Origin of the sequence: Acidovorax kalamii (assembly GCF_002245625.1) — a bacterium.
Classification (GTDB): domain Bacteria; phylum Pseudomonadota; class Gammaproteobacteria; order Burkholderiales; family Burkholderiaceae_C; genus Acidovorax; species Acidovorax kalamii.
On record NZ_NOIG01000005.1, the window covers coordinates 93,346 to 111,348 of the forward strand.

32 protein-coding genes are annotated in these 18,003 nt (G+C 62.7%); 14 read left to right on the forward strand and 18 right to left on the reverse strand.

The features are described from left to right. Positions 1–20: 20 nt before the first annotated feature. The 13 genes from CBY09_RS08045 to CBY09_RS08095 all read right to left on the reverse strand — a co-directional run bounded on the left by CBY09_RS08045 (position 21) and on the right by CBY09_RS08095 (position 7,129). Positions 21–1,802 (reverse strand): YqaJ viral recombinase family protein, encoded by a 1,782-nt coding sequence (locus CBY09_RS08045; RefSeq protein WP_094288284.1) that lies wholly within the window; start codon positions 1,800–1,802, stop codon positions 21–23. Positions 1,803–1,810: 8 nt separating this feature from the next. Further along, the gene (bet, locus tag CBY09_RS08050) at positions 1,811–2,698 is read right to left on the reverse strand and encodes a phage recombination protein Bet (protein WP_094288286.1); all 888 of its coding nucleotides are present in this window, start codon (positions 2,696–2,698) and stop codon (positions 1,811–1,813) included. Between the two features lie 182 nt (positions 2,699–2,880). Next, complete coding sequence (locus CBY09_RS08055) at positions 2,881–3,237, reverse strand: hypothetical protein (protein WP_094288288.1); 357 nt, start codon at positions 3,235–3,237, stop codon at positions 2,881–2,883. Then, a complete protein-coding gene (locus CBY09_RS08060; RefSeq protein ID WP_094288290.1) occupies positions 3,234–3,443 on the reverse strand; it encodes a hypothetical protein in 210 nt (69 codons plus the stop codon). Before CBY09_RS08060 ends, CBY09_RS08055 begins: the two co-directional genes overlap by 4 nt. Beyond that, positions 3,440–3,973: a MotA/TolQ/ExbB proton channel family protein gene (locus CBY09_RS08065; RefSeq protein ID WP_094288292.1), complete on the reverse strand. Its 534-nt coding sequence runs from the start codon at positions 3,971–3,973 to the stop codon at positions 3,440–3,442. The genes CBY09_RS08060 and CBY09_RS08065 overlap by 4 nt, the downstream gene beginning before the upstream one ends. Further along, complete coding sequence (locus CBY09_RS23840) at positions 3,970–4,143, reverse strand: hypothetical protein (protein WP_165773881.1); 174 nt, start codon at positions 4,141–4,143, stop codon at positions 3,970–3,972. The genes CBY09_RS08065 and CBY09_RS23840 overlap by 4 nt, the downstream gene beginning before the upstream one ends. Then, positions 4,140–4,502: a hypothetical protein gene (locus CBY09_RS08070; protein WP_133066254.1), complete on the reverse strand. Its 363-nt coding sequence runs from the start codon at positions 4,500–4,502 to the stop codon at positions 4,140–4,142. The genes CBY09_RS23840 and CBY09_RS08070 overlap by 4 nt, the downstream gene beginning before the upstream one ends. Next, complete coding sequence (locus CBY09_RS23665) at positions 4,499–4,696, reverse strand: hypothetical protein (RefSeq protein WP_133066255.1); 198 nt, start codon at positions 4,694–4,696, stop codon at positions 4,499–4,501. Before CBY09_RS23665 ends, CBY09_RS08070 begins: the two co-directional genes overlap by 4 nt. Next, positions 4,680–5,135, reverse strand: coding sequence for a hypothetical protein (locus tag CBY09_RS08075; protein WP_165773882.1), 456 nt, complete (start codon positions 5,133–5,135; stop codon positions 4,680–4,682). The genes CBY09_RS23665 and CBY09_RS08075 overlap by 17 nt, the downstream gene beginning before the upstream one ends. A gap of 231 nt (positions 5,136–5,366) precedes the next feature. Further along, complete coding sequence (locus CBY09_RS08080; RefSeq protein WP_094288296.1) at positions 5,367–5,564, reverse strand: hypothetical protein; 198 nt, start codon at positions 5,562–5,564, stop codon at positions 5,367–5,369. Further along, positions 5,561–5,824 carry an Arc family DNA-binding protein gene (locus CBY09_RS08085; protein WP_108723913.1) on the reverse strand — a complete coding sequence of 88 codons (264 nt, stop codon included), beginning with the start codon at positions 5,822–5,824 and terminating at the stop codon, positions 5,561–5,563. The genes CBY09_RS08080 and CBY09_RS08085 overlap by 4 nt, the downstream gene beginning before the upstream one ends. A gap of 9 nt (positions 5,825–5,833) precedes the next feature. Further along, positions 5,834–6,178 (reverse strand): hypothetical protein, encoded by a 345-nt coding sequence (locus CBY09_RS08090; protein WP_094288300.1) that lies wholly within the window; start codon positions 6,176–6,178, stop codon positions 5,834–5,836. Positions 6,179–6,829: 651 nt separating this feature from the next. Beyond that, entirely contained in the window at positions 6,830–7,129 is a 300-nt protein-coding gene (locus tag CBY09_RS08095) for a hypothetical protein (protein ID WP_094288302.1), read from the reverse strand. A 52-nt stretch (positions 7,130–7,181) separates the two neighbouring features. Here CBY09_RS08095 and CBY09_RS08100 point away from each other — a divergent pair, with 52 nt between their 5' ends. Both CBY09_RS08100 and CBY09_RS08105 read left to right on the forward strand, forming a co-directional pair. Beyond that, positions 7,182–7,877, forward strand: coding sequence for an SOS response-associated peptidase (locus CBY09_RS08100; protein WP_094288304.1), 696 nt, complete (start codon positions 7,182–7,184; stop codon positions 7,875–7,877). Further along, positions 7,874–8,182: a hypothetical protein gene (locus CBY09_RS08105; RefSeq protein ID WP_094288306.1), complete on the forward strand. Its 309-nt coding sequence runs from the start codon at positions 7,874–7,876 to the stop codon at positions 8,180–8,182. The genes CBY09_RS08100 and CBY09_RS08105 overlap by 4 nt, the downstream gene beginning before the upstream one ends. An 82-nt stretch (positions 8,183–8,264) precedes the next feature. Here the strand turns inward: CBY09_RS08105 and CBY09_RS08110 are convergent, their stop codons facing one another. The 4 genes from CBY09_RS08110 to CBY09_RS08135 form a co-directional block, all read right to left on the reverse strand. Further along, the gene (locus CBY09_RS08110) at positions 8,265–8,627 is read right to left on the reverse strand and encodes a hypothetical protein (RefSeq protein ID WP_094288308.1); all 363 of its coding nucleotides are present in this window, start codon (positions 8,625–8,627) and stop codon (positions 8,265–8,267) included. A gap of 455 nt (positions 8,628–9,082) precedes the next feature. After that, positions 9,083–9,310 carry a hypothetical protein gene (locus CBY09_RS08120; RefSeq protein WP_094288312.1) on the reverse strand — a complete coding sequence of 76 codons (228 nt, stop codon included), beginning with the start codon at positions 9,308–9,310 and terminating at the stop codon, positions 9,083–9,085. Positions 9,311–9,614: 304 nt separating this feature from the next. Continuing rightward, the gene (locus CBY09_RS08130; RefSeq protein WP_094288314.1) at positions 9,615–10,226 is read right to left on the reverse strand and encodes a hypothetical protein; all 612 of its coding nucleotides are present in this window, start codon (positions 10,224–10,226) and stop codon (positions 9,615–9,617) included. A gap of 34 nt (positions 10,227–10,260) precedes the next feature. Next, complete coding sequence (locus tag CBY09_RS08135) at positions 10,261–10,953, reverse strand: S24 family peptidase (protein WP_240515640.1); 693 nt, start codon at positions 10,951–10,953, stop codon at positions 10,261–10,263. A 71-nt stretch (positions 10,954–11,024) separates the two neighbouring features. Between CBY09_RS08135 and CBY09_RS08140 the strand changes: the two genes are divergently transcribed. Further along, entirely contained in the window at positions 11,025–11,234 is a 210-nt protein-coding gene (locus CBY09_RS08140; RefSeq protein WP_240515641.1) for a hypothetical protein, read from the forward strand. 47 nt (positions 11,235–11,281) lie between these two features. On the opposite strand, the gene CBY09_RS08145 is transcribed toward CBY09_RS08140, so the two are convergent. Next, complete coding sequence (locus CBY09_RS08145) at positions 11,282–11,497, reverse strand: hypothetical protein (protein ID WP_133066257.1); 216 nt, start codon at positions 11,495–11,497, stop codon at positions 11,282–11,284. Between the two features lie 136 nt (positions 11,498–11,633). Here CBY09_RS08145 and CBY09_RS08150 point away from each other — a divergent pair, with 136 nt between their 5' ends. The 11 genes from CBY09_RS08150 (at position 11,634) to CBY09_RS08200 (ending at position 17,471) form a co-directional block, all read left to right on the forward strand. Beyond that, positions 11,634–11,840: a hypothetical protein gene (locus CBY09_RS08150; RefSeq protein WP_094288318.1), complete on the forward strand. Its 207-nt coding sequence runs from the start codon at positions 11,634–11,636 to the stop codon at positions 11,838–11,840. A 282-nt stretch (positions 11,841–12,122) separates the two neighbouring features. After that, on the forward strand, positions 12,123–12,404 hold the full coding sequence (locus CBY09_RS08155; RefSeq protein ID WP_094288320.1) for a hypothetical protein: 282 nt from the start codon (positions 12,123–12,125) through the stop codon (positions 12,402–12,404). A gap of 112 nt (positions 12,405–12,516) precedes the next feature. Further along, complete coding sequence (locus CBY09_RS08160) at positions 12,517–13,209, forward strand: hypothetical protein (protein ID WP_094288321.1); 693 nt, start codon at positions 12,517–12,519, stop codon at positions 13,207–13,209. Next, a complete protein-coding gene (locus CBY09_RS08165) occupies positions 13,206–13,559 on the forward strand; it encodes a hypothetical protein (RefSeq protein WP_094288323.1) in 354 nt (117 codons plus the stop codon). The genes CBY09_RS08160 and CBY09_RS08165 overlap by 4 nt, the downstream gene beginning before the upstream one ends. Further along, a complete protein-coding gene (locus tag CBY09_RS08170; RefSeq protein ID WP_094288325.1) occupies positions 13,547–14,512 on the forward strand; it encodes a DnaB-like helicase C-terminal domain-containing protein in 966 nt (321 codons plus the stop codon). Before CBY09_RS08165 ends, CBY09_RS08170 begins: the two co-directional genes overlap by 13 nt. Before the next feature lies 1 nt (position 14,513). Continuing rightward, positions 14,514–14,705 carry a hypothetical protein gene (locus CBY09_RS08175; RefSeq protein ID WP_094288327.1) on the forward strand — a complete coding sequence of 64 codons (192 nt, stop codon included), beginning with the start codon at positions 14,514–14,516 and terminating at the stop codon, positions 14,703–14,705. Positions 14,706–14,990: 285 nt separating this feature from the next. Next, positions 14,991–15,341: a RusA family crossover junction endodeoxyribonuclease gene (locus CBY09_RS08180; RefSeq protein ID WP_205734115.1), complete on the forward strand. Its 351-nt coding sequence runs from the start codon at positions 14,991–14,993 to the stop codon at positions 15,339–15,341. Then, on the forward strand, positions 15,334–15,855 hold the full coding sequence (locus CBY09_RS08185; protein ID WP_094288328.1) for a hypothetical protein: 522 nt from the start codon (positions 15,334–15,336) through the stop codon (positions 15,853–15,855). The genes CBY09_RS08180 and CBY09_RS08185 overlap by 8 nt, the downstream gene beginning before the upstream one ends. A 269-nt stretch (positions 15,856–16,124) precedes the next feature. Then, positions 16,125–16,469, forward strand: a complete 345-nt coding sequence (locus CBY09_RS08190) for a nuclease domain-containing protein (RefSeq protein WP_094288330.1) — start codon at positions 16,125–16,127, stop codon at positions 16,467–16,469. Then, on the forward strand, positions 16,466–16,789 hold the full coding sequence (locus tag CBY09_RS08195; protein WP_094288332.1) for a helix-turn-helix domain-containing protein: 324 nt from the start codon (positions 16,466–16,468) through the stop codon (positions 16,787–16,789). The genes CBY09_RS08190 and CBY09_RS08195 overlap by 4 nt, the downstream gene beginning before the upstream one ends. A gap of 10 nt (positions 16,790–16,799) precedes the next feature. After that, positions 16,800–17,471, forward strand: a complete 672-nt coding sequence (locus CBY09_RS08200) for a hypothetical protein (protein WP_094288334.1) — start codon at positions 16,800–16,802, stop codon at positions 17,469–17,471. Positions 17,472–18,003 lie beyond the last annotated feature (532 nt).

An 18,003-nucleotide genomic window follows, 5' to 3' on the forward strand; every position in this document is an offset into this window, starting at 1 on the left:
GGGTTGGGTTGCTGGGTGGGTCAGGCAGCTGCCCTGGCCTGTACGCCCTCGATGTGGCGCACCAGAGCGGCCAGGATCAGCGGAAAGTCGGCCTCGTGGTACAGGCATGCGCCGCGCTCGCGGGCCACAACCTCGAAGCCCAAGGCGCGCAGCCCATCCGCGCTGATGGTGAGCACGCCGCCCAGGCGTTCATTGATCGATCCCAGCTTGAGCGTTGGCGTGCCTGCGCGGTCTGCTGGCGCTGCGGCGGGCAGCGGAACCACCACAGGCCCAGCCGCTGCCGCGCGCTGCGCGGTCCCGATCACCTGCTGCGCATCCAGCCCAGCCACGGCCTCGGCGTGCTGCTCGCGCACCAGGGTGCCCAGGTCGGCAGCCACAGCAGGGTGCAGCGTTTCGGCCTTCGCCGCCTGGGTGATGGCCGCCTGTGCAGCGCGCTCTTCGGCGGCCAGCTTCTCGCGGGCCTCACTGTCGGCGCGGTCTGCTTCTTCCTTGCGGATGCGCTCGCGATCGGCTTCCTGGCGCTGCTGCTCGGCCGTCACGCGGTTGGCGATGATCGCGGCCAGGTCGTCAGGCGCCTTGAGCACCAGGGCGGCGGCATCGTGCACCACCAGCCCGCTGGCCTGCAGCGTTTTGACGTTGGCGTGGATGCGGTTGGCGATCTCGCTGGCGGCGATCTTGGCCCGGGCCAGTTCGTCGTTCACCGCGCTGCGCAGGCTGTCCACGGTGCGCTTGCCCTTGATGGCCCCGGCGAAGTCGGCGGGCACCTGGGGCATGTAGTTCACCGGCATGGCCGCATTGAGCAGGGCGATGTGCTCGCGCAGGGCGGCGATGCCACCGGCCACGATCTCGCCGCGGATCTCTTCCTTGCGGGCCTTCACCAGCTTGTCCAGCTCCAGGCGCGTGCGGCGTGCTTCGGCGCTGATGTCGTCGATGGTGCGGAACAGCTCGTCGATGGTGGCCGTCTGGCTCAGGGCATGCTCCTTCGCGGCGGCCAGGCGGCTTTCCACATCGGCGCACCACTTCACCGTGCTTTCTGCGGTTGCGAAGTCCTGATCGGTGGACAGCGTCCGGTTGATGCCCTTGAACACCTCCAGCGCGTGGGCCTTGTACTCGGGCAGATTGCTGGCCGTCACGGCGCCGGTCACTTGGATCAGCAGGGCGGGCAGGTTGTCGGGGGTCTTGCCAACCACGGGTGCGGGCTTCGCCTCGGCAGGCGCCCAGGCGGCCAGATCGGCAGCGAACTGCTTCCAGCCTGCGATGAGCGCGGCCCGGCGCTCGGGCTTGGACTCGTACCAGACCCAGGCACTGCGCGCGTCGGTGCCGTCGCTGGTGGCGAACATGATGCGCCGGGCGCCTGACACCAGGAGTTGCTGCTCCAGCTGCCAGTAGTGGTGCGGCGCGGGCTCTCCGGTATCCGCAAGCTGGGCCGCCACCTTGCCGGACCACAGCTTGTGCTCGAAACCGATGGTGCGGTCCATGGTCAGGCCATCGAAGCTTGCCAGCAGCGGCAGGCCATCCACATCACGGGTGCCGGTGACGTTGTAGAGGTCGTCGTCGATCTGTGCCTCGGCGATGGGTCGGTAGCCCGCCTCGGCGTCGTGCCCAGCCTGGAACAGTGCCGCTTTGTGGCTATCGATCTCGGCATCCACCAGCCGCAGCGCCTTCTGCTTGAGCAGTTCGTCGCGGGACAGGTAAGGCGAAACGCCCATCATCGCGGGGGCTTCGCTGGCCGTGAAGTGGTCGGCGCGCAGCGAGTGCCATTGGTTCGTGCCTTGCTGCACGTCGTGAACGATCATGGTCATGTTGTTCCTCAGGCGGACATTTCGTCCATGCGGGTTTCGTAGATGGCGTTCAGCTCTGCCTGCTGGGCCGGGTCGGTGATGGAGCCGATCAGGTCGGCGGCCACGTTGAGCGCGTCGGCGTCCACCGCGCTGCGCATCTGGTGTGCAACCTGGTCGAACGTCGGCCCCTGCTGTTGGTCCTGCGGCTTGAGCGCGCGGATGGCTGCTTCCTGCTCGTCTGTGAGTGCGCCCTTGCTGCGGGCAAACTTCACGATCTCTTCGACATCGGAGCCGCTGTTGACTGCGGCCTGCCACTTGGGCAACCGGGCCTTGAACGAGTCATCGGGCCAGGTCGGCGGCGCAGTTGGGTCCACAACCTCGACCATGCCCATTGCCTTCGGGGCTGGCGTAGCCTCTACGATGCGCTCGGCCTCGTCCTGGTCATAGATCCCGCCGTACCCGAAGGCCAGGCGGGCACACTGGATCATGGCCTTGTGGCGCAGCATGCGCTTTGGGTGAGACTGCCACGGGCCAGTGCCACGGGCGCACTCTTCGCGGTACTCCGTCACCTTGATAGGCCGGTTGCGGTCCTTGCGGTAGATGATGCAGGTGCAGCTTTCTGGGCTTTGCTCAAACTCGATGCCGTCGAACTGCGGGTGCGAGTTGATGATCCGGCTCCAGCCGTCCACGCCGACAACGGGCACGATGCCGTTGTTCTTGTCGGGGAATGCGTAGATTTCCTTCGTCCACGGGTTCAGCGCGTACTGGTTGGCAACCACCAGCAGGGCCGTCATTTGCGCGTCGCTGACCTGTCCCTTGAAGGCTGTGGCCTTGAGGGTTCCTATCAGGTCGGCGCCGTCGCCCATGTCGAGCTTGGTGGCCAGGGTGCGTGTGAGGGTGGTAAGTGCGTTGCTCATGTCGTGCTCAAAGAAAAGGTTGATGCACCCAGGCCAGATACAGGGCCAGGGCTGCGGATGTGGTGCCGATCCAGGCGGCGATGGCGATGGCGGCCTTCACAGATTGATCCCTATGCAGAGCCCGAGGCTCAAGCCGATCAGCACGCATAGGGCGATCTCTGTGGTGCGGAGTTCGAAGGGGTTCATGGTTCTTCTCCGGCAAAGATGTACGGATGGCGATAGCCCTTGAGCATCCTTTTGAATGCGGTAGAGGCCATAACGCGCACCTTCGGCTTGCCGAACTGGCGGCCATCAGGGTCGATGAAGCTGCGCAGGTAGAAGGTGCGCTCTGGGTATTTCCCAGGCTTGAAGACGCCAAGCACCTCCAGCACCATGAAGCCCTCGCCATCTGCCACCCATTGCTCGTCTGAGAATTCGTAGTCCCCGTACTCGCAGCGGGTGCCCGGCTTCCAGGTCTGCACTGCGTCAACGAACTCACCGTCAATGGGCCCGCTGTACTCATGGCGGACAAACGGGAACTTGACCCTGTGCGTACTCACGGCCGCTCCCGGTAGCAAACCAGCACATCCCCCTGCCACTCGAAGGCCTGCCCTTGGCAAACCTTGCGGGCGGCGAAGTCCCGGGAGTTCTGGGCCTGCCGCTGTAGCTCTTCGGGCTCTGCGCGGTCCTCGTAGGTGGTGCCCGCCACTGCGGCCATGCCGAAGGCGATCAGCGGGCCCAAGATCCAGACGATCACTACTTTCATGTGGGTTCTCCTGCGGGCTGCTTGATATGTGAAGCAACCCAGTTGCGCATGCGTTCCCATCGGCGCCGGGCAACGATGGCTTGGTCGATCTCGACGCGCACGGTGCGGTTGTGGCGCTCTTTGTAGTAGGGCGGTCGGAAGTGGTCCGGGGGCATGGGCCCGCAGATCACCACGTCCACGTACTCGTAAGTACTGGTGCCCTCGTCGTTCTCCCAGACGATTTCACGGACCATCGCGGGAGCAATGCCAAAGAGGGCAGCCACTGCATCCCAGTCCTCCGGGTCAACGGTGGTCATGTCCAGGCCGCGCTTGGCGCCAAGCACACCCAGCGTGCAGTAGTCGCCATCTGCCGTAACCAGGGACTCGCCAATCAGAGCCTTCTCCGGCATGGCATCCAGCGCGGCCAGCACCTCGCGCAGCGCTGCTTGGCCGCGTTTGCCGTTGATGGCGCTGTTCACAGCGGCGCGCCAGCGGCCCATGGCCAGGGGATCGTCTTCGCCGTAGTCGTCGGTGTATCCGCTCCTGCTCATAGCGGTTCTCCTTGCTCGAGTGCGTCTGGGTCCAGCCCCGCGCCGATGGCCGCAGCCTCGCGCTGGCGCTGGGCGGCCGCCTCGTTGTGGCGCTTGGTCTCGGCCTGGGCTGCTTGGGATGCAGCGAAGGCAAGGACGCGGGCTGTGTGGTCTTGGATGGGGTCGGTCACGCTGCCTCCTTTGCCAATCGGTTGGCGATCAGCGAAACGCGGCGCTTGGCCGCGCCCAGCGCTTTGCGCATGGGCTTGCGCTCCTGAATGAGCTGGTGCGCGCGTAGGGCGTGAGGGCAGTTCTCCGCGAGAAAGCCCTCTATGTCGTCTTCGTGGTTCACGTAGTACCAGCCCTCGTACGGCCCCGCGTACTTCTGCTCGTAGGCGAGCTTGAGCCACTTGTTCCTTCCCTCCCACTTGTCACCGTCAGGGGCGGCCATAAGGCTGTCGCTGAGGGCTTCCCCGATCTGCTTGTCCATCGCTGCAACCGCTGCTTTGGCGCGATACCACTCCACCAGGGCGAGTTCGGTTTTGTTCACGACCACACCCCCATGTGCGCGTTGTGCTGGACCTGATCGGCCAGCGCGCGGTGGCAGCGGCTGGCCTCGCGGTGCTGCTGGTGCTCCAGGTCTGCCGCCACGCGCTGCGCTTCTTCGGGCGGCGTGCCGGGGGCGATGTGCGGCCAGTGCCCGCGCAGGGCTTCGACCATCACGGGATTAACGTGCGCGTTCATACGGGCCACCTCTTTTTTGAACTGGTGTTTTCAGGATTTGCTGATCTGTCCACCCACGCTTCCATCGCGTGGACAGGGTGATGGGGCTTATGCCAATGGCTTCCGCCCATGCCGCGAGCGGCTTTGTGATGCCATCAAGCGTCAGGCGGATGGTGTTTCGCTTGTTTCGCTGCTGCTCTTTGGTAGTGGCCCAGCGGCAGTTATCCGGCGCATATGGACCGTTGTTGTCTATGCGCTCAAGAGACATGCCATCTGGCGGATCGCCCATGTCTGCATAAAAAGCTTCAAAAGAGTTTCGCCACCGCTCGCAGACAAAAATCCCGCGTGTGCCGTAGTTCTGAAACGTCTTGCCGCCCGGGCTGTGACAGCGCTTACGCATCGACACCCAGATCTCATAAACACGGGTTTTGGTCATGCCGTGCGTTGTCTTTGCAGCCATGGTGCTCTCCAGGGAATGAGTGAAATCAGGGCGCGGCGCTTGATGAGTGAGCGCGTGTAGCTATCAATGCGATAGCGATGCAGGTGTAAAAAAGCCCACGCGAGGTGGGCGAACCCCTGCGCAAGGCAGGAGGGGAGGGAGAGGGTGGGCGCACCGGTTGCCCGGCTTTGGTTGCGCTTTCGCGCGGGGCGCCCGTGATGTGATGGCCCCGGCGCTGGTCCGGGACGGTGGTCATATCAAAACCAGCTGCTCAACCACCTGTCGCCCGACAAGCTCCTCGGCCTCGCCGTTGATCCAGCGGTCCCAGTCCTTGCGGTTGATGCGCAAGCCCTTGAACACCTGGGCCCCGCATTGGTGGCAGTGGCTGCGTTCGTGCGGCTTTCCCGGCGAGAACACCGTCACGGCGCCGCCGCAGTCGATACAGGTCATATCCTTGGCGCCCGTGCTTTCATGAACGCCTCGGCCATTTCGCGCAGCGCCTGGATATCGGCGGCCATTTCGTGGAGTGCAGATGGCCCATATGCCGTTTCTACTGCCGCCACCTCGTCGCCGAAAGACTTGGCCAGCCGGAGAACAACTTCAGCGTTGACGCTTCGGTTGTTCTTCCTTGCGGCATCCACCAGCATCCCCTTCAATGACTTGGACATGCGCAGAGGCAATTGGGCATCTCGGGCTTCTGAATAGGACATGTGAGACTCCTACTCGCCCTCAAACTTCCCGGCAGTCGCCTGCAGATACAGGCCGTCATCGTCGAAAGACAAGGCAATGGCGTGCCGCTCAATGGGCATCCCGACCTGGGCCGCATGCATCAGCACTTGCCGCGAGGACTCCATTTGCCGCTCGGCGGCGTGGCGCGCAACCACGGCGATGGCGAGCGTGAGGCCAGCAACGCCTGGGTGCTGTTTGCGCATATCTTCCAGCTCTGTCTGCACGCGTTCGAGCGCCACTGTGGCGCCGGTGTCCAGCAGCAGTTTGTGCGCACGTTTCTGCGGAACCATGCATTTCATCGGCCGCGCGCCGGGGATTTCGAGTTGTTCGTCCATGCTGTCTCTCCTGTTGAAAACCTCAACCGCCTGTCACGCGGCTCAGGTTTCGGCCCTCTGTTGAAGGCCTCCCCCGGTTACTCAATCCGGGTCCACTGCGGGAAGTTCTGACGGTGATTCAGGCCGGGTCTTCCGGCTAAGTTGGGGGTCATTTGTTCTCCTTCGCAGCGCTGGGCTGCCTGGTTGTTCCGGGTGTCCGACCCGTGGCGAATGCTTTTTTGACCTAGCCCAGCAGGGCCTCTGAGTCGCAGGTATTGGTTCATGCGCTCTCTGTCTTTTGCTTCTGCCGACAGGTCGATGGGGCAGGCCACGCGCCTCACGGCGGGTTACGGCTATTCATCCACTCACGGTTTTAAGGAGCCTTCCGTGGTGACCGCCGATCCGCTCACCCTGTCGCTGCGTTTTGCTGCGATGGGTGGATTAAAGCATTCTTTCATAAAAGAAGCAAAGCATTCTTTCAAATATGCTTTACTAAAACTACCTATCCGAATACGTAGGACCGCACAGACAAAAAATAAGCCCACCGCAGTGGGTGGGCTTGAACCTCGCATTTGCAACGAGGAGGGGAGGGCGCCGCCAGAGGGGGTGGCGGCAATTCCATCGTAGGGCGATGGAGGGAGGGCACTTGTCAGACGGCACCCCGTCATGGGGTCAGTCGCCGATCCGCAACCTCCAGGCCTGGGCCACCCAGTTGCCCTCTGGCGTCTTCTCCATGCCATGGACCTCCAGCTCCCCGGCCACCATGTCCACGATGCGCGGCTCGAACAGGCGCTTCGGCGAGGAGCAGGACAGGTGCAGGGCGGGCACGGTGCCGAACCGGCCTTCGATGCGCACCACGGTCAGGTCACCAGAGAACTCATGCATCTTGCTGGCGAACGGCCGCCGACCACCTTTGCAGTAGAGCTGCAGGATGGTGGCCCTGACGGGGTGGGAGATGTGGAGCGGCGACATAAATACTGGATAAATATACAGTGTTTGAGCGATTGGGTGTAGAGTTGAGCCCATGTGCAATCGGTACGTGTCGCCAGAAGAAGCTGCCATTGAGCGAGAGTGGTCGGTGGGCAGCCGCAACCCCATTCGGTGGTGGGATGAAGTGCTGTTCCCGAGAGGGACTGGCGCATTCATTCGCCGCGCGCGGGACGATGCCGGGTACAGCCGAGAACTGGTGACCGGGCAGTGGGGGCTGATCCCCTGGTTCGCCAAGGAGGCAAAGCTGGCGTACCAGACGAACAACGCCCGCAGCGAGGAGCTGGCGGCCAAGGCCAGCTTCAAACTGCCCTGGGCGCGCGGGCAGCGCTGCATCATCCCGGCCGATTCGTTCGATGAGCCGTACTGGGGCCCCTACGACGCCCAGTTCAAGAAATGCGAGTGGTGGCGCTTCCGCCGCGCCGATGGTCGCCCCTGGGGCCTGGCCGGGCTGTGGAACACCTGGACCGACAAGACGACAGGCGAGGTGCACGAGAGCTACACGATGCTGACCATCAACGCCGACGGCCACCCGCTGATGGGGCGCATGCACAAGAACGAACTGGACCCCAAGACCAAGGAGCCGCTGCCGCTGGAGCAGCAGGACAAGCGCAGCGTGATTCCTATCGAGCTGGCGGACGTGGACACCTGGCTGGCTGGCACCCAGCAGGAGGTGGCCGCGCTGCTTCGCGTTCCCCCAGTCAAAATCTTCAACGCAGGACCAGCATCATGAAACTCGTCGTACGGAAACACATTGGCGGCGACGCTTCGCCCGCGCAGCATGAGGCTGTTGAGAAGGCCCTGAGCGCCGTACTGGCGGAAAGCCGGTTCACCTTCGACAACGCCATGTTGGCCATGGACGAGATCATCAGGCGGGCCGAGATTGAAGAGGGCGACCCGGAGGAGTCGTTCGAGCCCTTCCATGAGGAGCGGATGGCGCTATACGACCAGATGATGGACGCCGCCGCCCAGGCCGCAGGGGAGCCGGTCTACTTCTTCAGGATCGAAGACGGCGAGGATCCGGCGCGGTTCCTGTGAGTGGGCATGAAAAAGCCACCCGGAGGTGGCTGGTAGAGCAAAAGAAAACCGCCCCGAAGGGCGGTTTATCTATATGCGCGCCCTAGGCTGCTTTCTTCAGCTCTTCTGGCATTGGCTCTTCGGGGTCAGCTTTCTTCAGGGCCTCAATGCGATGCTCTGCTTGGTCCGCCTTTGCCGTGTGATGCTCCAGAACTTCCTTCATCCCTTCTGGAATGAATCGTTGCAGGATGTCTCGCATCAATGGCTGATACCCGACCCCATGGTGGGCCGCAATCAGCTTGTACGCATCGATCATCCCTTTGGGCATGCGGATCGAGATGGATTGCATCCCGAGCGCATCATCCAGCGCCGCCAGGTGCTCAGCGCTGGCAACTTCCGCGTGGTCCGCACTCGCGCCGAGCGCGCGAGACTCCCATGCTTCTTCAGTGCCTGCGATCTTGGTCATTAAATTCTCCGTTTGAGGTGACTTGAGTAAATTTGGATTTCGTCTTCGTTGGGTTCATAGCAGGTCTTCAAGTAGACCTGTTGACCTCTTTGTATATACGCAACTTTGAGCAGTCGATTCTTGTTCGTCTTGCTGAGGAACCAAAGAGTCTGTGGATCTGTTCTGTGCTCTTCACGGTTGTCAACAAGCAATGGTCCGCTGATGTTTTCGAAGCATTGCTCAACTTCTCGCCTGTCCACGCTGTGCTTGTCGGCCAGCTTTTCAAGCATCGCTTGGGAGATGACTAGATTCCTCATGGCATGAATTATGAGGTCTATTTAATAACCGTGTATATACGTGGTTTGTACTACTGTTGTAAGTTCATCCAATTGTATCGCGTAGGTTGTGGCGCCCAATGGTGGTTGCAATAGCCGTACATTCCGCCCCCCATTCAATACGGCCAGCCCGTGGGGGCATCAGCCGTTGCCCACCTCATGCCCCTCGGGCTTGGCATCAAGTTCAGCCAGGGTGTCCTGCAGCGTCTTGATCAGCTTGGCCACATCCTCTGGGGGCATCTTTACCCAGGCTGTGGATATAGGCAGATCCCCGGCGGCCGTGGCCGTGTGCTTGAGGCCGATGAGGGGGCGACCATTCACCAGGCGGGTCCGCACGCTGGTGAATTTCAGGCGAGCAGCGTTCGTCATGGAGCCTCCTTTGTCCGCGCCTTGCGGCACTCCCTCACATCCACCAGCGTCTTGAACCGGTGGTCTTCCCGAGTGATCCACTGCATGTTGCTGGGCCGGTCGGCGCCGCCAGCGCACAGGGCGATGACGTGATCCACATGCCACCCAGGGCAGGCCCCGCGCGTGCGGCCGGTGGCGGGGCAGGGGTTTTCAGCGCGGAATGCTCGCACCTGGGCGCGGTCACGTTCTGTTCTGGCCTCGGCGGGGGCTGCTGCCAGTAGGGCGATGACGAGGCAGAGGATGGGGCCAGGCGGCGCCACTGCCACTACGTTCCTGTAGAGGCGCAAATCTTCTGAATTTGGGCTGGAGTTACCTTGGCAGCCTTCATTCGACTCAACAGATCAGGGCTGCATGCTGGCTGCTCTTGGGGGGCGAGATTTGGTGAGGCTGCTGGCTCAATTGGTGGAGCAGCGACGGGCTGGGGGATAGGGCATCCGGCCTTCATGTTTGCCACCGCATCTTTGATCCCTGCAAGATCAAGCTCAAAATTTTGGACGCCAGAGATCAGTGTCAACACTTGGACCCGCAGCCTGGAGGAGGAGATGGCTAGATCGTACTCGGCGCCTTCCAGCATTACCGCGCGTACATCCTTTTCAATCTTTCCAGCGAGACGCATTGGCCTCGGAGGGAGGTCATCGAACCGCAAAGTGACCGATGAAATTCCACCCTTGACCGAGATATACAGACCTTCGTCGGAAAGCTGTTTTGCGTAGTCCTGTTGATAGATGCCGGTGCAGGTGACTTTGTCTGTCATCTTGTCCACATCGCGCAGGATCGTCCAATTGCCAAACGTACCCACCTTCGCGGCCTCCTTGAGACTCGCTTGCGCAGTTCCAAGCGCTGTAGCGCACAGCGCAATCGCCAAAATTTTCTTCATCCATCTCTCCCAATTGAAACGCCCTTGGCGTTGGCTATAGTTTTCGTCCGTTCCAGCACCACACCACCCGGCCCAGGATGTCGATGCGGTGGTCACCGTTGAGCACATCCACCGTCTTCACCGTGGCGTTGTCGCTGCTGATCTCCACAACTCCGTCCATGCGCTGGCGCACGCGCTTGATGTAAACGCGGTCGTTGGCGGCCATGACATAGACGCCGTCGATGATTTTGGGATCTTTGATCCCGGTGTCCACCAAAAGAATGTCTCCGTCTTCAAAAGTCGGGCTCATGCTGTCGCCATAGGCGTGGATGAACCGCAGGGCGTTGAGGTTGGTGGGCTGCAGGCGCCTGGCCACCCACTGCTCTGACAGAGCGATCTGCCCTACCAGGATGTCGTCGTGCTGGATGTCGGTGCCCGGGCCCATGCTGCCTGCGTTGGCGAGCAGTGGAACATGGACCACTGGCTGGCCTGGCTGGGGCGCTGGCGTTAGGGGCTGCACTGGAATCAGTTCGCCTTGGCCTGTTGCAAGCCATAGACCGGAGCACCCCAGGGCTTGGACCGCCTTCTCATGGTTCTCGGCCGTCAGCGCCTTGGTCTTCCCGGCGATGACCTGCCCAACGGCCTGCACCGAGATTTCGAGCTGGTCCGCAAGCCACTGACGGGCGGCTTTGTCTGCGGGCCGCTTCGCCATTAAGGCGGCTTCAAGCCTTTCGCCATATGTATTCATGAAAGCAGTCTTTCACGCGTTCGCTGTTTGTGCAAAAAGAATGCTTGCGGCATGTCTTAAAGAATGCTTTAATGGCGCTCATGTTGAAAACACAAGCCATCGAACTTCTCGGCGGTACAGCCAAGAGCGCAGCTGCCGCAATCGGAGTCACGTCTCAGGCCATTTCTGGCTGGCCTGATCAACTCACGCCCGCATTGCGCGACCGAGTACAGGCGGCTCTGTATCGGCAGAAGCAACAACGCACCAAGGCCCGCAAGACCAAGGAGGCCGCACATGGCTGAGTGCATCAACGTGGGCAATGCGAACTTTTGCGCGGTGAAAGCTGCGCTCAACTGCCAAGCAGCCCCTCTTGCAACCCCTCCAGAAACAACCCTGCCTGCACTCCGGTCGGGTCCCCGTCTTCTTCGAGCACTCGACGTGCTGACTGGACGGCTGTTGCGATCTGCTGGTCGTTGATCAAAGCGTCGCGCTTCATGACCGCAATCAATTTCCCCAACAGCGTGTACGACGCCAGTGCAATGGCTCGTGTGTTGTCGATTTCCATTTCTGCCCCTTTCGGCATTGGTTGTGTAGGAGCCGCCAATGTATGCCGGAAGAGGGCGGACACCCCCTCCTTTTTGGCAGCTTGACGCCGCCATCTCCACCAACCCAACCAAAACAAACCCCGGGAGTTTTCCACCATGTACGCCGACCCAGCAGCCATTCGTGTCAAGCGAGTCAATCTGAGCCTCAACGCTGCAGAGATGCGCGTGATCGAGGCTGTGAGCGAGATCAACAACATGCAGCCCAGCACGTTCATTCGTGAGCTGTTGATGGAGGCGTTGGCGAAGCAGATGCATGTGGCGAATTCTGGTGCCGCTGCTACCGAAATGCGAGCAACTGCTTAGTTCCTCTCCCGTTCCAACCTCGTAACGGAAATGAGCAGCTGTGCACACCAACAAACCCACGACAGTGCAGCTGTCGGAGGCAGACGCGCGCATGGTCCAGCAGTACGCGGACCAGAACGGGCTGACGCTGGAGCAAGCCTGCACGCAATTGACCCAGCAGGGCATACAGGCGCGATTCGTTCGTGCCAAGGCCCCTGCTCGGGTTCTCCACTTCACACCTCGCGCCAAGTAAATCCGCCCGCTGCGGCGGCTGAACTTTTGCGTTACGGAAAAGGCGCACACATGCAAGCCCAACACCTGGTTCGCGCCAGCGATCCCCTCTCCAGCGTTCTCGCCGCCGAGGCCGCTATCAAGTTCGCAGGCAACCACTGCGACCGCATCTTGTCAGCCCTGTCCAACGGCCGCCAGGCCACCGCCCACGAACTGCAGAGCATCACCGGATTGACCGTGGTGCAGATCGACCGCCGTCTACCTGAATTGCTCAGGGCTGGCCGTGTCCAGGTTGTGCAGCGTGGCGGCATGGACCTGATCCGTGGTGGTGCGCGGGTTTGGGAGGCGGTATGAGCTATCAAGCCTACGAAGCCGCGAAACGCGCATGGATCGCTGCGCACCCCGGCGCAACACCTGAGCAATACGACGCGGCCATGCGTGCTATTGCTGATCGGCTGGGGGTCTGATGGCGCGAATCCGCACGATCAAACCCGAGTTCTTCACCAGCGAGGACATCGTGAGCCTGTCGCCCTTGGCGCGCCTGCTCTACGTGGCCACCTGGTGCGAAGCCGACAAGGAAGGCCGCCTTGCCTGGAAGCCGCTGACCTTCAAGCTGCGCTACTTCCCTGGCGACGAATGCGACATCAAGGCTCTTTGCCAGGAGCTGGTGGAAGCGAAGCTGGTGGTGCTGTACGGCGACGGCCTGGCCTACATCCCGAAGTTCGGCGCGCATCAACACATCAACCCACGCGAAAGCGCTTCGCAGCTGCCGGAGCCTGACGCGTCGCCACGCGTCGCTACGCGTCAAACACTCGACAGTGACGCACAGGGAGGAAGGGAAGGGAAGGAAGGGAAAGGAACACCCGACGCGTCGCGTCCGGATGAGCCCCCCGGCTTCACCGAATTCTGGAAGACCTGGCCATCCAACGACCGGAAACAAGCCAAGGGCAAATGCCTGGAGGCTTGGAAAAAGGCTCACGCCGAGCGTGATGCTGCGTTGATCCTGGCCCACGTCGAATCCCTGAAAACCTCAGCGGGCTGGCGTGACAAAGGCGGTCAGTTCATCCCGGCCCCGCTGGTCTACCTGAACAACCGGCGTTGGGAGGGAGCCGAGTTGGCCGAGGTCGGAGGCGAATCCAGCATCGGGAGCTTCGTATGACCGGCCAGGACGCAATCCTCAACATGCGCCGCAACGGCAAATCCCCCGGCTATGTGTGGGTTGACGACTGCGCCGCCACCTGCCTGAACGATGGGACGCACGTCACTCTGGCCGCACGCGACGTTCCGGAGCAGCAGGACTGGCGCTTTCTGGTCGGCCTGCAGGTGATGGTGTCCGGGGAAGACCCGGGGCGCGTGGAGCGCATCACCTCCGCCTGCGCCGAGTACGCAAAGCGCGTCATCGCATCCACCCACCTGATCAACCGCGAAAAGATGGACTGGCTGGGCCGCCCGTCCTCGACGGTTGTTCGCATCACCGACACGCAAGGAGTTTTGACATGGCCCAGGTGATCTACGAGGACGAAATCGACTTCGCGAAGTACGAGCGCGAGACGGACGCAAAGCAGAAGGTCAAGCCCGCATCGCAATGGGTGCAGGAGCTGATCGACCGCATCAACAACCCGATCAAGGAGCCGCGCGCCGTCATGCCATGGCGCAAGACCCACAGCATGGTGGCCTTTCGCAAGGGCGAGGTGACCGTATGGGGCGGTGCAAACGGAAACGGCAAGAGCCTGGTTACAGGCCAGATCGCGCTGAGCCTGATCGCCCAGGACGAGAAGGTGTGCATTGCCTCCTTCGAGATGAAGCCCGCCAAGACCCTGGAGCGCATGGGCCGCCAGTATTCCGGCTTCAACGCTGACGATCCCGCCTTCGCTGGCAGCACGGCCGCGAAGATGGAGCTGATCAAGGTCTACGAGGAATTCAAGGAGTGGACCAATGGCCGCCTCTGGCTGTACGACCAGCAGGGCACCGTGACCGCCACCCAGGTGGCCGCCGTGGTTCGCTACTGCGCGAAGGAGAAGGGCATCACCCATTTCTTCGTGGACAGCCTGATGAAGTGCGTGGCCAGCGAGGATGACTACAACGGCCAGAAGATGTTCGTGGACGAGCTGACTGCCATTGCGCGGGACCACGGCATCCATATCCACCTGGTGCACCACATCCGCAAGCCATCGGACGAGAACCACAAGCCCAGCAAGTACGACTACAAGGGCACTGGCGCCATCACCGACCAGGTGGACAACGTGATCAGCGTGTGGCGCAACAAGGCCAAGGAAAAGAAGCGCGACGAGGGCAAGCCCGTCGAGGACAAGGAGCCCGACGCCCTGCTGATCTGCGACAAGCAGCGCAACGGCGAGTGGGAGGGCTCCATTGGCCTCTGGTTCGACCGCCAGTCAATGCAGTACGTGGGCGGCCCCGGCGACGAGCCTCTGATCATGTACCGCCACCCGGAGGACTTCTGACATGCCGCAGAAGCTCCACTGCGCCCGCTGCGGCCGCATCACCCTGCACCCCGTCGTGGTCATCGGCGCCCAGCCATTTGGCCGCGTGTGCGCGCGCAAGGCTGGGCTGGTTGAGCCCAAGCGCCGGGGCCGGGCGTCTGAGGCCTGCCGGGATACCCGGACCCTGGATCTGTTTGGAGGAATCAATGCATGACGGCCTCCCCATCAACCTGCGAATGCTGCAACGACGCCCGCCCGGACCCGGCGGCATACCGCCTTTTCGCAGACGGCTGCTTGCACTGTGCTGCGAGGCGAATCCAGTACATCCAACGCCGTTTGCCTCTTGCCCCAAGCCAGAAGGCGGAACGCTGTCGTTCCGCTCTGGCACAGGCCTTAGAGCTTGGATTGCCAGAGGCGGAAATCAGATCCATGGCGAAGCTGGCCGAGTGGCAGCTGGCTCCGGTCAAACAACCGGCTTCACGGCCAAGGAGTGGTTGAAGTGACCTCCTTGCACCTCACCCTCCCATGGCCGCCAACGGCCCTGAGCCCAAACACCCGCCAGCACTGGTCCGCACACTCGCGCGCCAAGAAGGCCTACCGCCACGCCTGCGCCATCACCGCCCGCCAGCAGGGCGCGGCCCGCTCCGAGGCCAAGAAGCTGCACGTCTCCCTGGTGTTCGTGCCTCCAACGCGGAGGGCCTACGACCTGGACAACCTGCTGGCCCGCATGAAGTCTGGCCTGGATGGCCTGGCCGACGTGCTGGGGGTAGATGACAAGCACTGGGCCCTCACCATCGCCAAGGCGGATGAGGTTGGCGGCATGGTCCGGGTGGAGGTGCGCCATGGCTGAAATCACCCTGGTGCGCCAGGAGCCCGTGCAGATCACCGAGGCCGACAAGGCCGTGGCCCGCCGCGTCATCTTCGGCATCGTGGATGGCCTGGGCGAGCGCGGGAAGAAGCAGTGGCGCCGCCTCTGGAACAACATCCTGCGCCTGGAGCCCGGCGAGATGGTGGAGCTGAAAACCCACCAGGCCCGGGTGGGCTGGTATCACCGCAAGCACATGGCCATGGAGCAGGCGGTCTTCGAGAGCCAGGAGCGCTTCGAGAACTTCGCGGGCTTCCGCGACTGGCTCAAGGTCGGGGCAGGGCACTGCCAGTGGTATCCCGGCCCCAAGGGCGGCGTGTTCCCCGTGCCCGACTCCACTAGCTACGCCAAGCTGGAGCAGGGCGCCATGGAGCAGTTCCACCATGACGCGGTGGAGTTCCTGCGCACTGAGCATGCGGGCAAGACGCTGTGGCGCCACCTGTCACCGGTGGACCGCATCACGATGATCGAGACGATCTTGCAGGGGTTCAACGAATGAAGCGGACCGCCATGAAGCGCACGGCCTGGCTGCGCGTCGCCAGCACCACCGCAGAATCAGAGAGAAATCGCGCACAGCGCCTTGAGGAGCGTGCGCAGCGTGCTATGAAAAACGCAGCTAAAAGCGTACCACTGAAAAATGAGAAAAAACAGGGCGCGGCGCATGCTGCAATTGCCTATGCAGCTATAAAAATTGTAGCTTGCACCAGCACCCCCGCTGCGCGCCCGCAGCCGAAGTCCAAAGCCCAGCGCAATGGGCACCTCCGCGACATGGCCCGAGGCATGCCCTGCCTGCTGCGCGTGCCCGGCATCTGCACCCAGGACCGCGCCACAGTGGTGTGCTGCCACAGCAATCTGAGCATCCACGGCAAGGCAGGGGCCCGCAAGGCAGATGATCAATACAGCGTGTGGGGCTGCGCTGCGTGCCACCGCTGGCTGGATCAGGGACCAGCGCCGTGCGCGCAGAAGGCTGCCGCATTCATGGCCGCCCATCTGGCCCAGGTGCTGGAGTGGCGCGCCATCGCCTTCGACGGGAGCAGCGCGCCGCGCGACCGGGCTGCAGCTGCGTGGGCGCTTGACCGGCTGAACGCCACTCTAGGAGCCCTGCAGCCATGACCACTCGCAACAACCTGGGCGACCAAACCGTCGCCGTCTTCACGGCTCTGGAAGCCATTGGCCCGGCCACCGCCCGCAAGGTCACGGAGGCAACAGGCCTTACCTACAACTCCGTGCACCAGGCGCTGCGCCGCTGGGCCCTGCGTGGGCTGATCGTCGTTGACCGGGATCACCGGTATCCCACCTACGCGGTGAAACCCGCATGGCGCGAGCGCCTGGAGCCGAAGCAGCGCCCGGGCAAAACCAGACCAACGACCGAAACCACGGTGGCCAGGGCCATCGCCCGCGCGCCAGCTCTGCACACGATTTGGATGAACTGAAAGGGAGACCATGTACCAAGACGACCGCCGCACCATTGAGGAGAGCTACGCATCGGCCACTGCCAGCTCGGACTTGCGCTGCGACACCCGCGAGGGTGCACCGCGCTCTGACACGGACCTGCTGATCGCCGCTGGCTGGTCACCAAGCCGCATTGGTGCCGCGCTGCTGCGCCTGCACACCGAGTGGGACGGAGCCGAGCACCTGCGGCCAGCAGCCGGGGCGGATTTCAGCCGTGCAGCCCAGCAGCGCCCAGCCGACACCCAGAAACCGCCGCAGACACCGTCCGCCGCCCGGGCCCAGGCTGAGAAGCTGGCGGCCGAGCACAACCAGCAGCAGGCCAAGCTGTTGATGTCGCACCTGAAGACCATGCCTGTAGTCCGCGAGCAGCTGACCCTGCAGCTGCTGAAGTGGAAGGTGGAAGACGCCGAGCAGGTGGCCGGAGCCCTGCTGCGCTGGTGGCTGGCGCCGAACTGCCACGCCTGCCACGGCCGCAAGTTCGAGGTGATCCCTGACACCGGCCGCCTGTCGAGCAAGCAATGCAAGCCCTGCGGTGCGACGGGAAAGTTACGGATTCCGCACGGGGAGGCGGGGCGCAGGCTGGCAAATTTTATGGACGATTGCGTCCACCGCGCGCGCCAATCGATCAAGAAACGCTTGCACCCAGCCGCTGTCCGTGTATGATTGCGGTAGAGGGCCGCAGAGAATGCTGATTCTCTCGCACCTCGAAGTTCTGCCGGATGCCCGCAGCCACAGCCTGGCCATCGCCTGTAGCGACTGCGGTAGATGCTGATGGCACAACTCGCCCTGAATTTTTGATACCCACGCCTAGAGCGCATCCTGTGTGTTCTAGGCGTGGGTTTCTGTTGGGCGCCCCATAGGGAAGGTGGAAGCTTATGACCTCCCGTGACCCGCCGTTAGGATGGGTTGAGGCCCTGGCGTGAAATCCAGGGCAAACAGATGACGGCTCGGAAAGACGAGCACAAAGCCCTGCAGCAGCAATGCTCCGGGGCTTTTTTGCGTTCGCTCAGCCAGGCCCCGCCAGACACATCCTCGATTGCCCTGGATCGTCCTGCGCTGATCAACCTATCTCTACCCCTCCGCTCACTGGCAACCAGCGCCGGGCATATGCGGGCGCGGGGTCTCCGCCGAAAGCTCGGTGCTGGGAAGCGAACGGCACAGCCCCTCCCATGGTGGGAGTCCGAAGGGGCTCCTA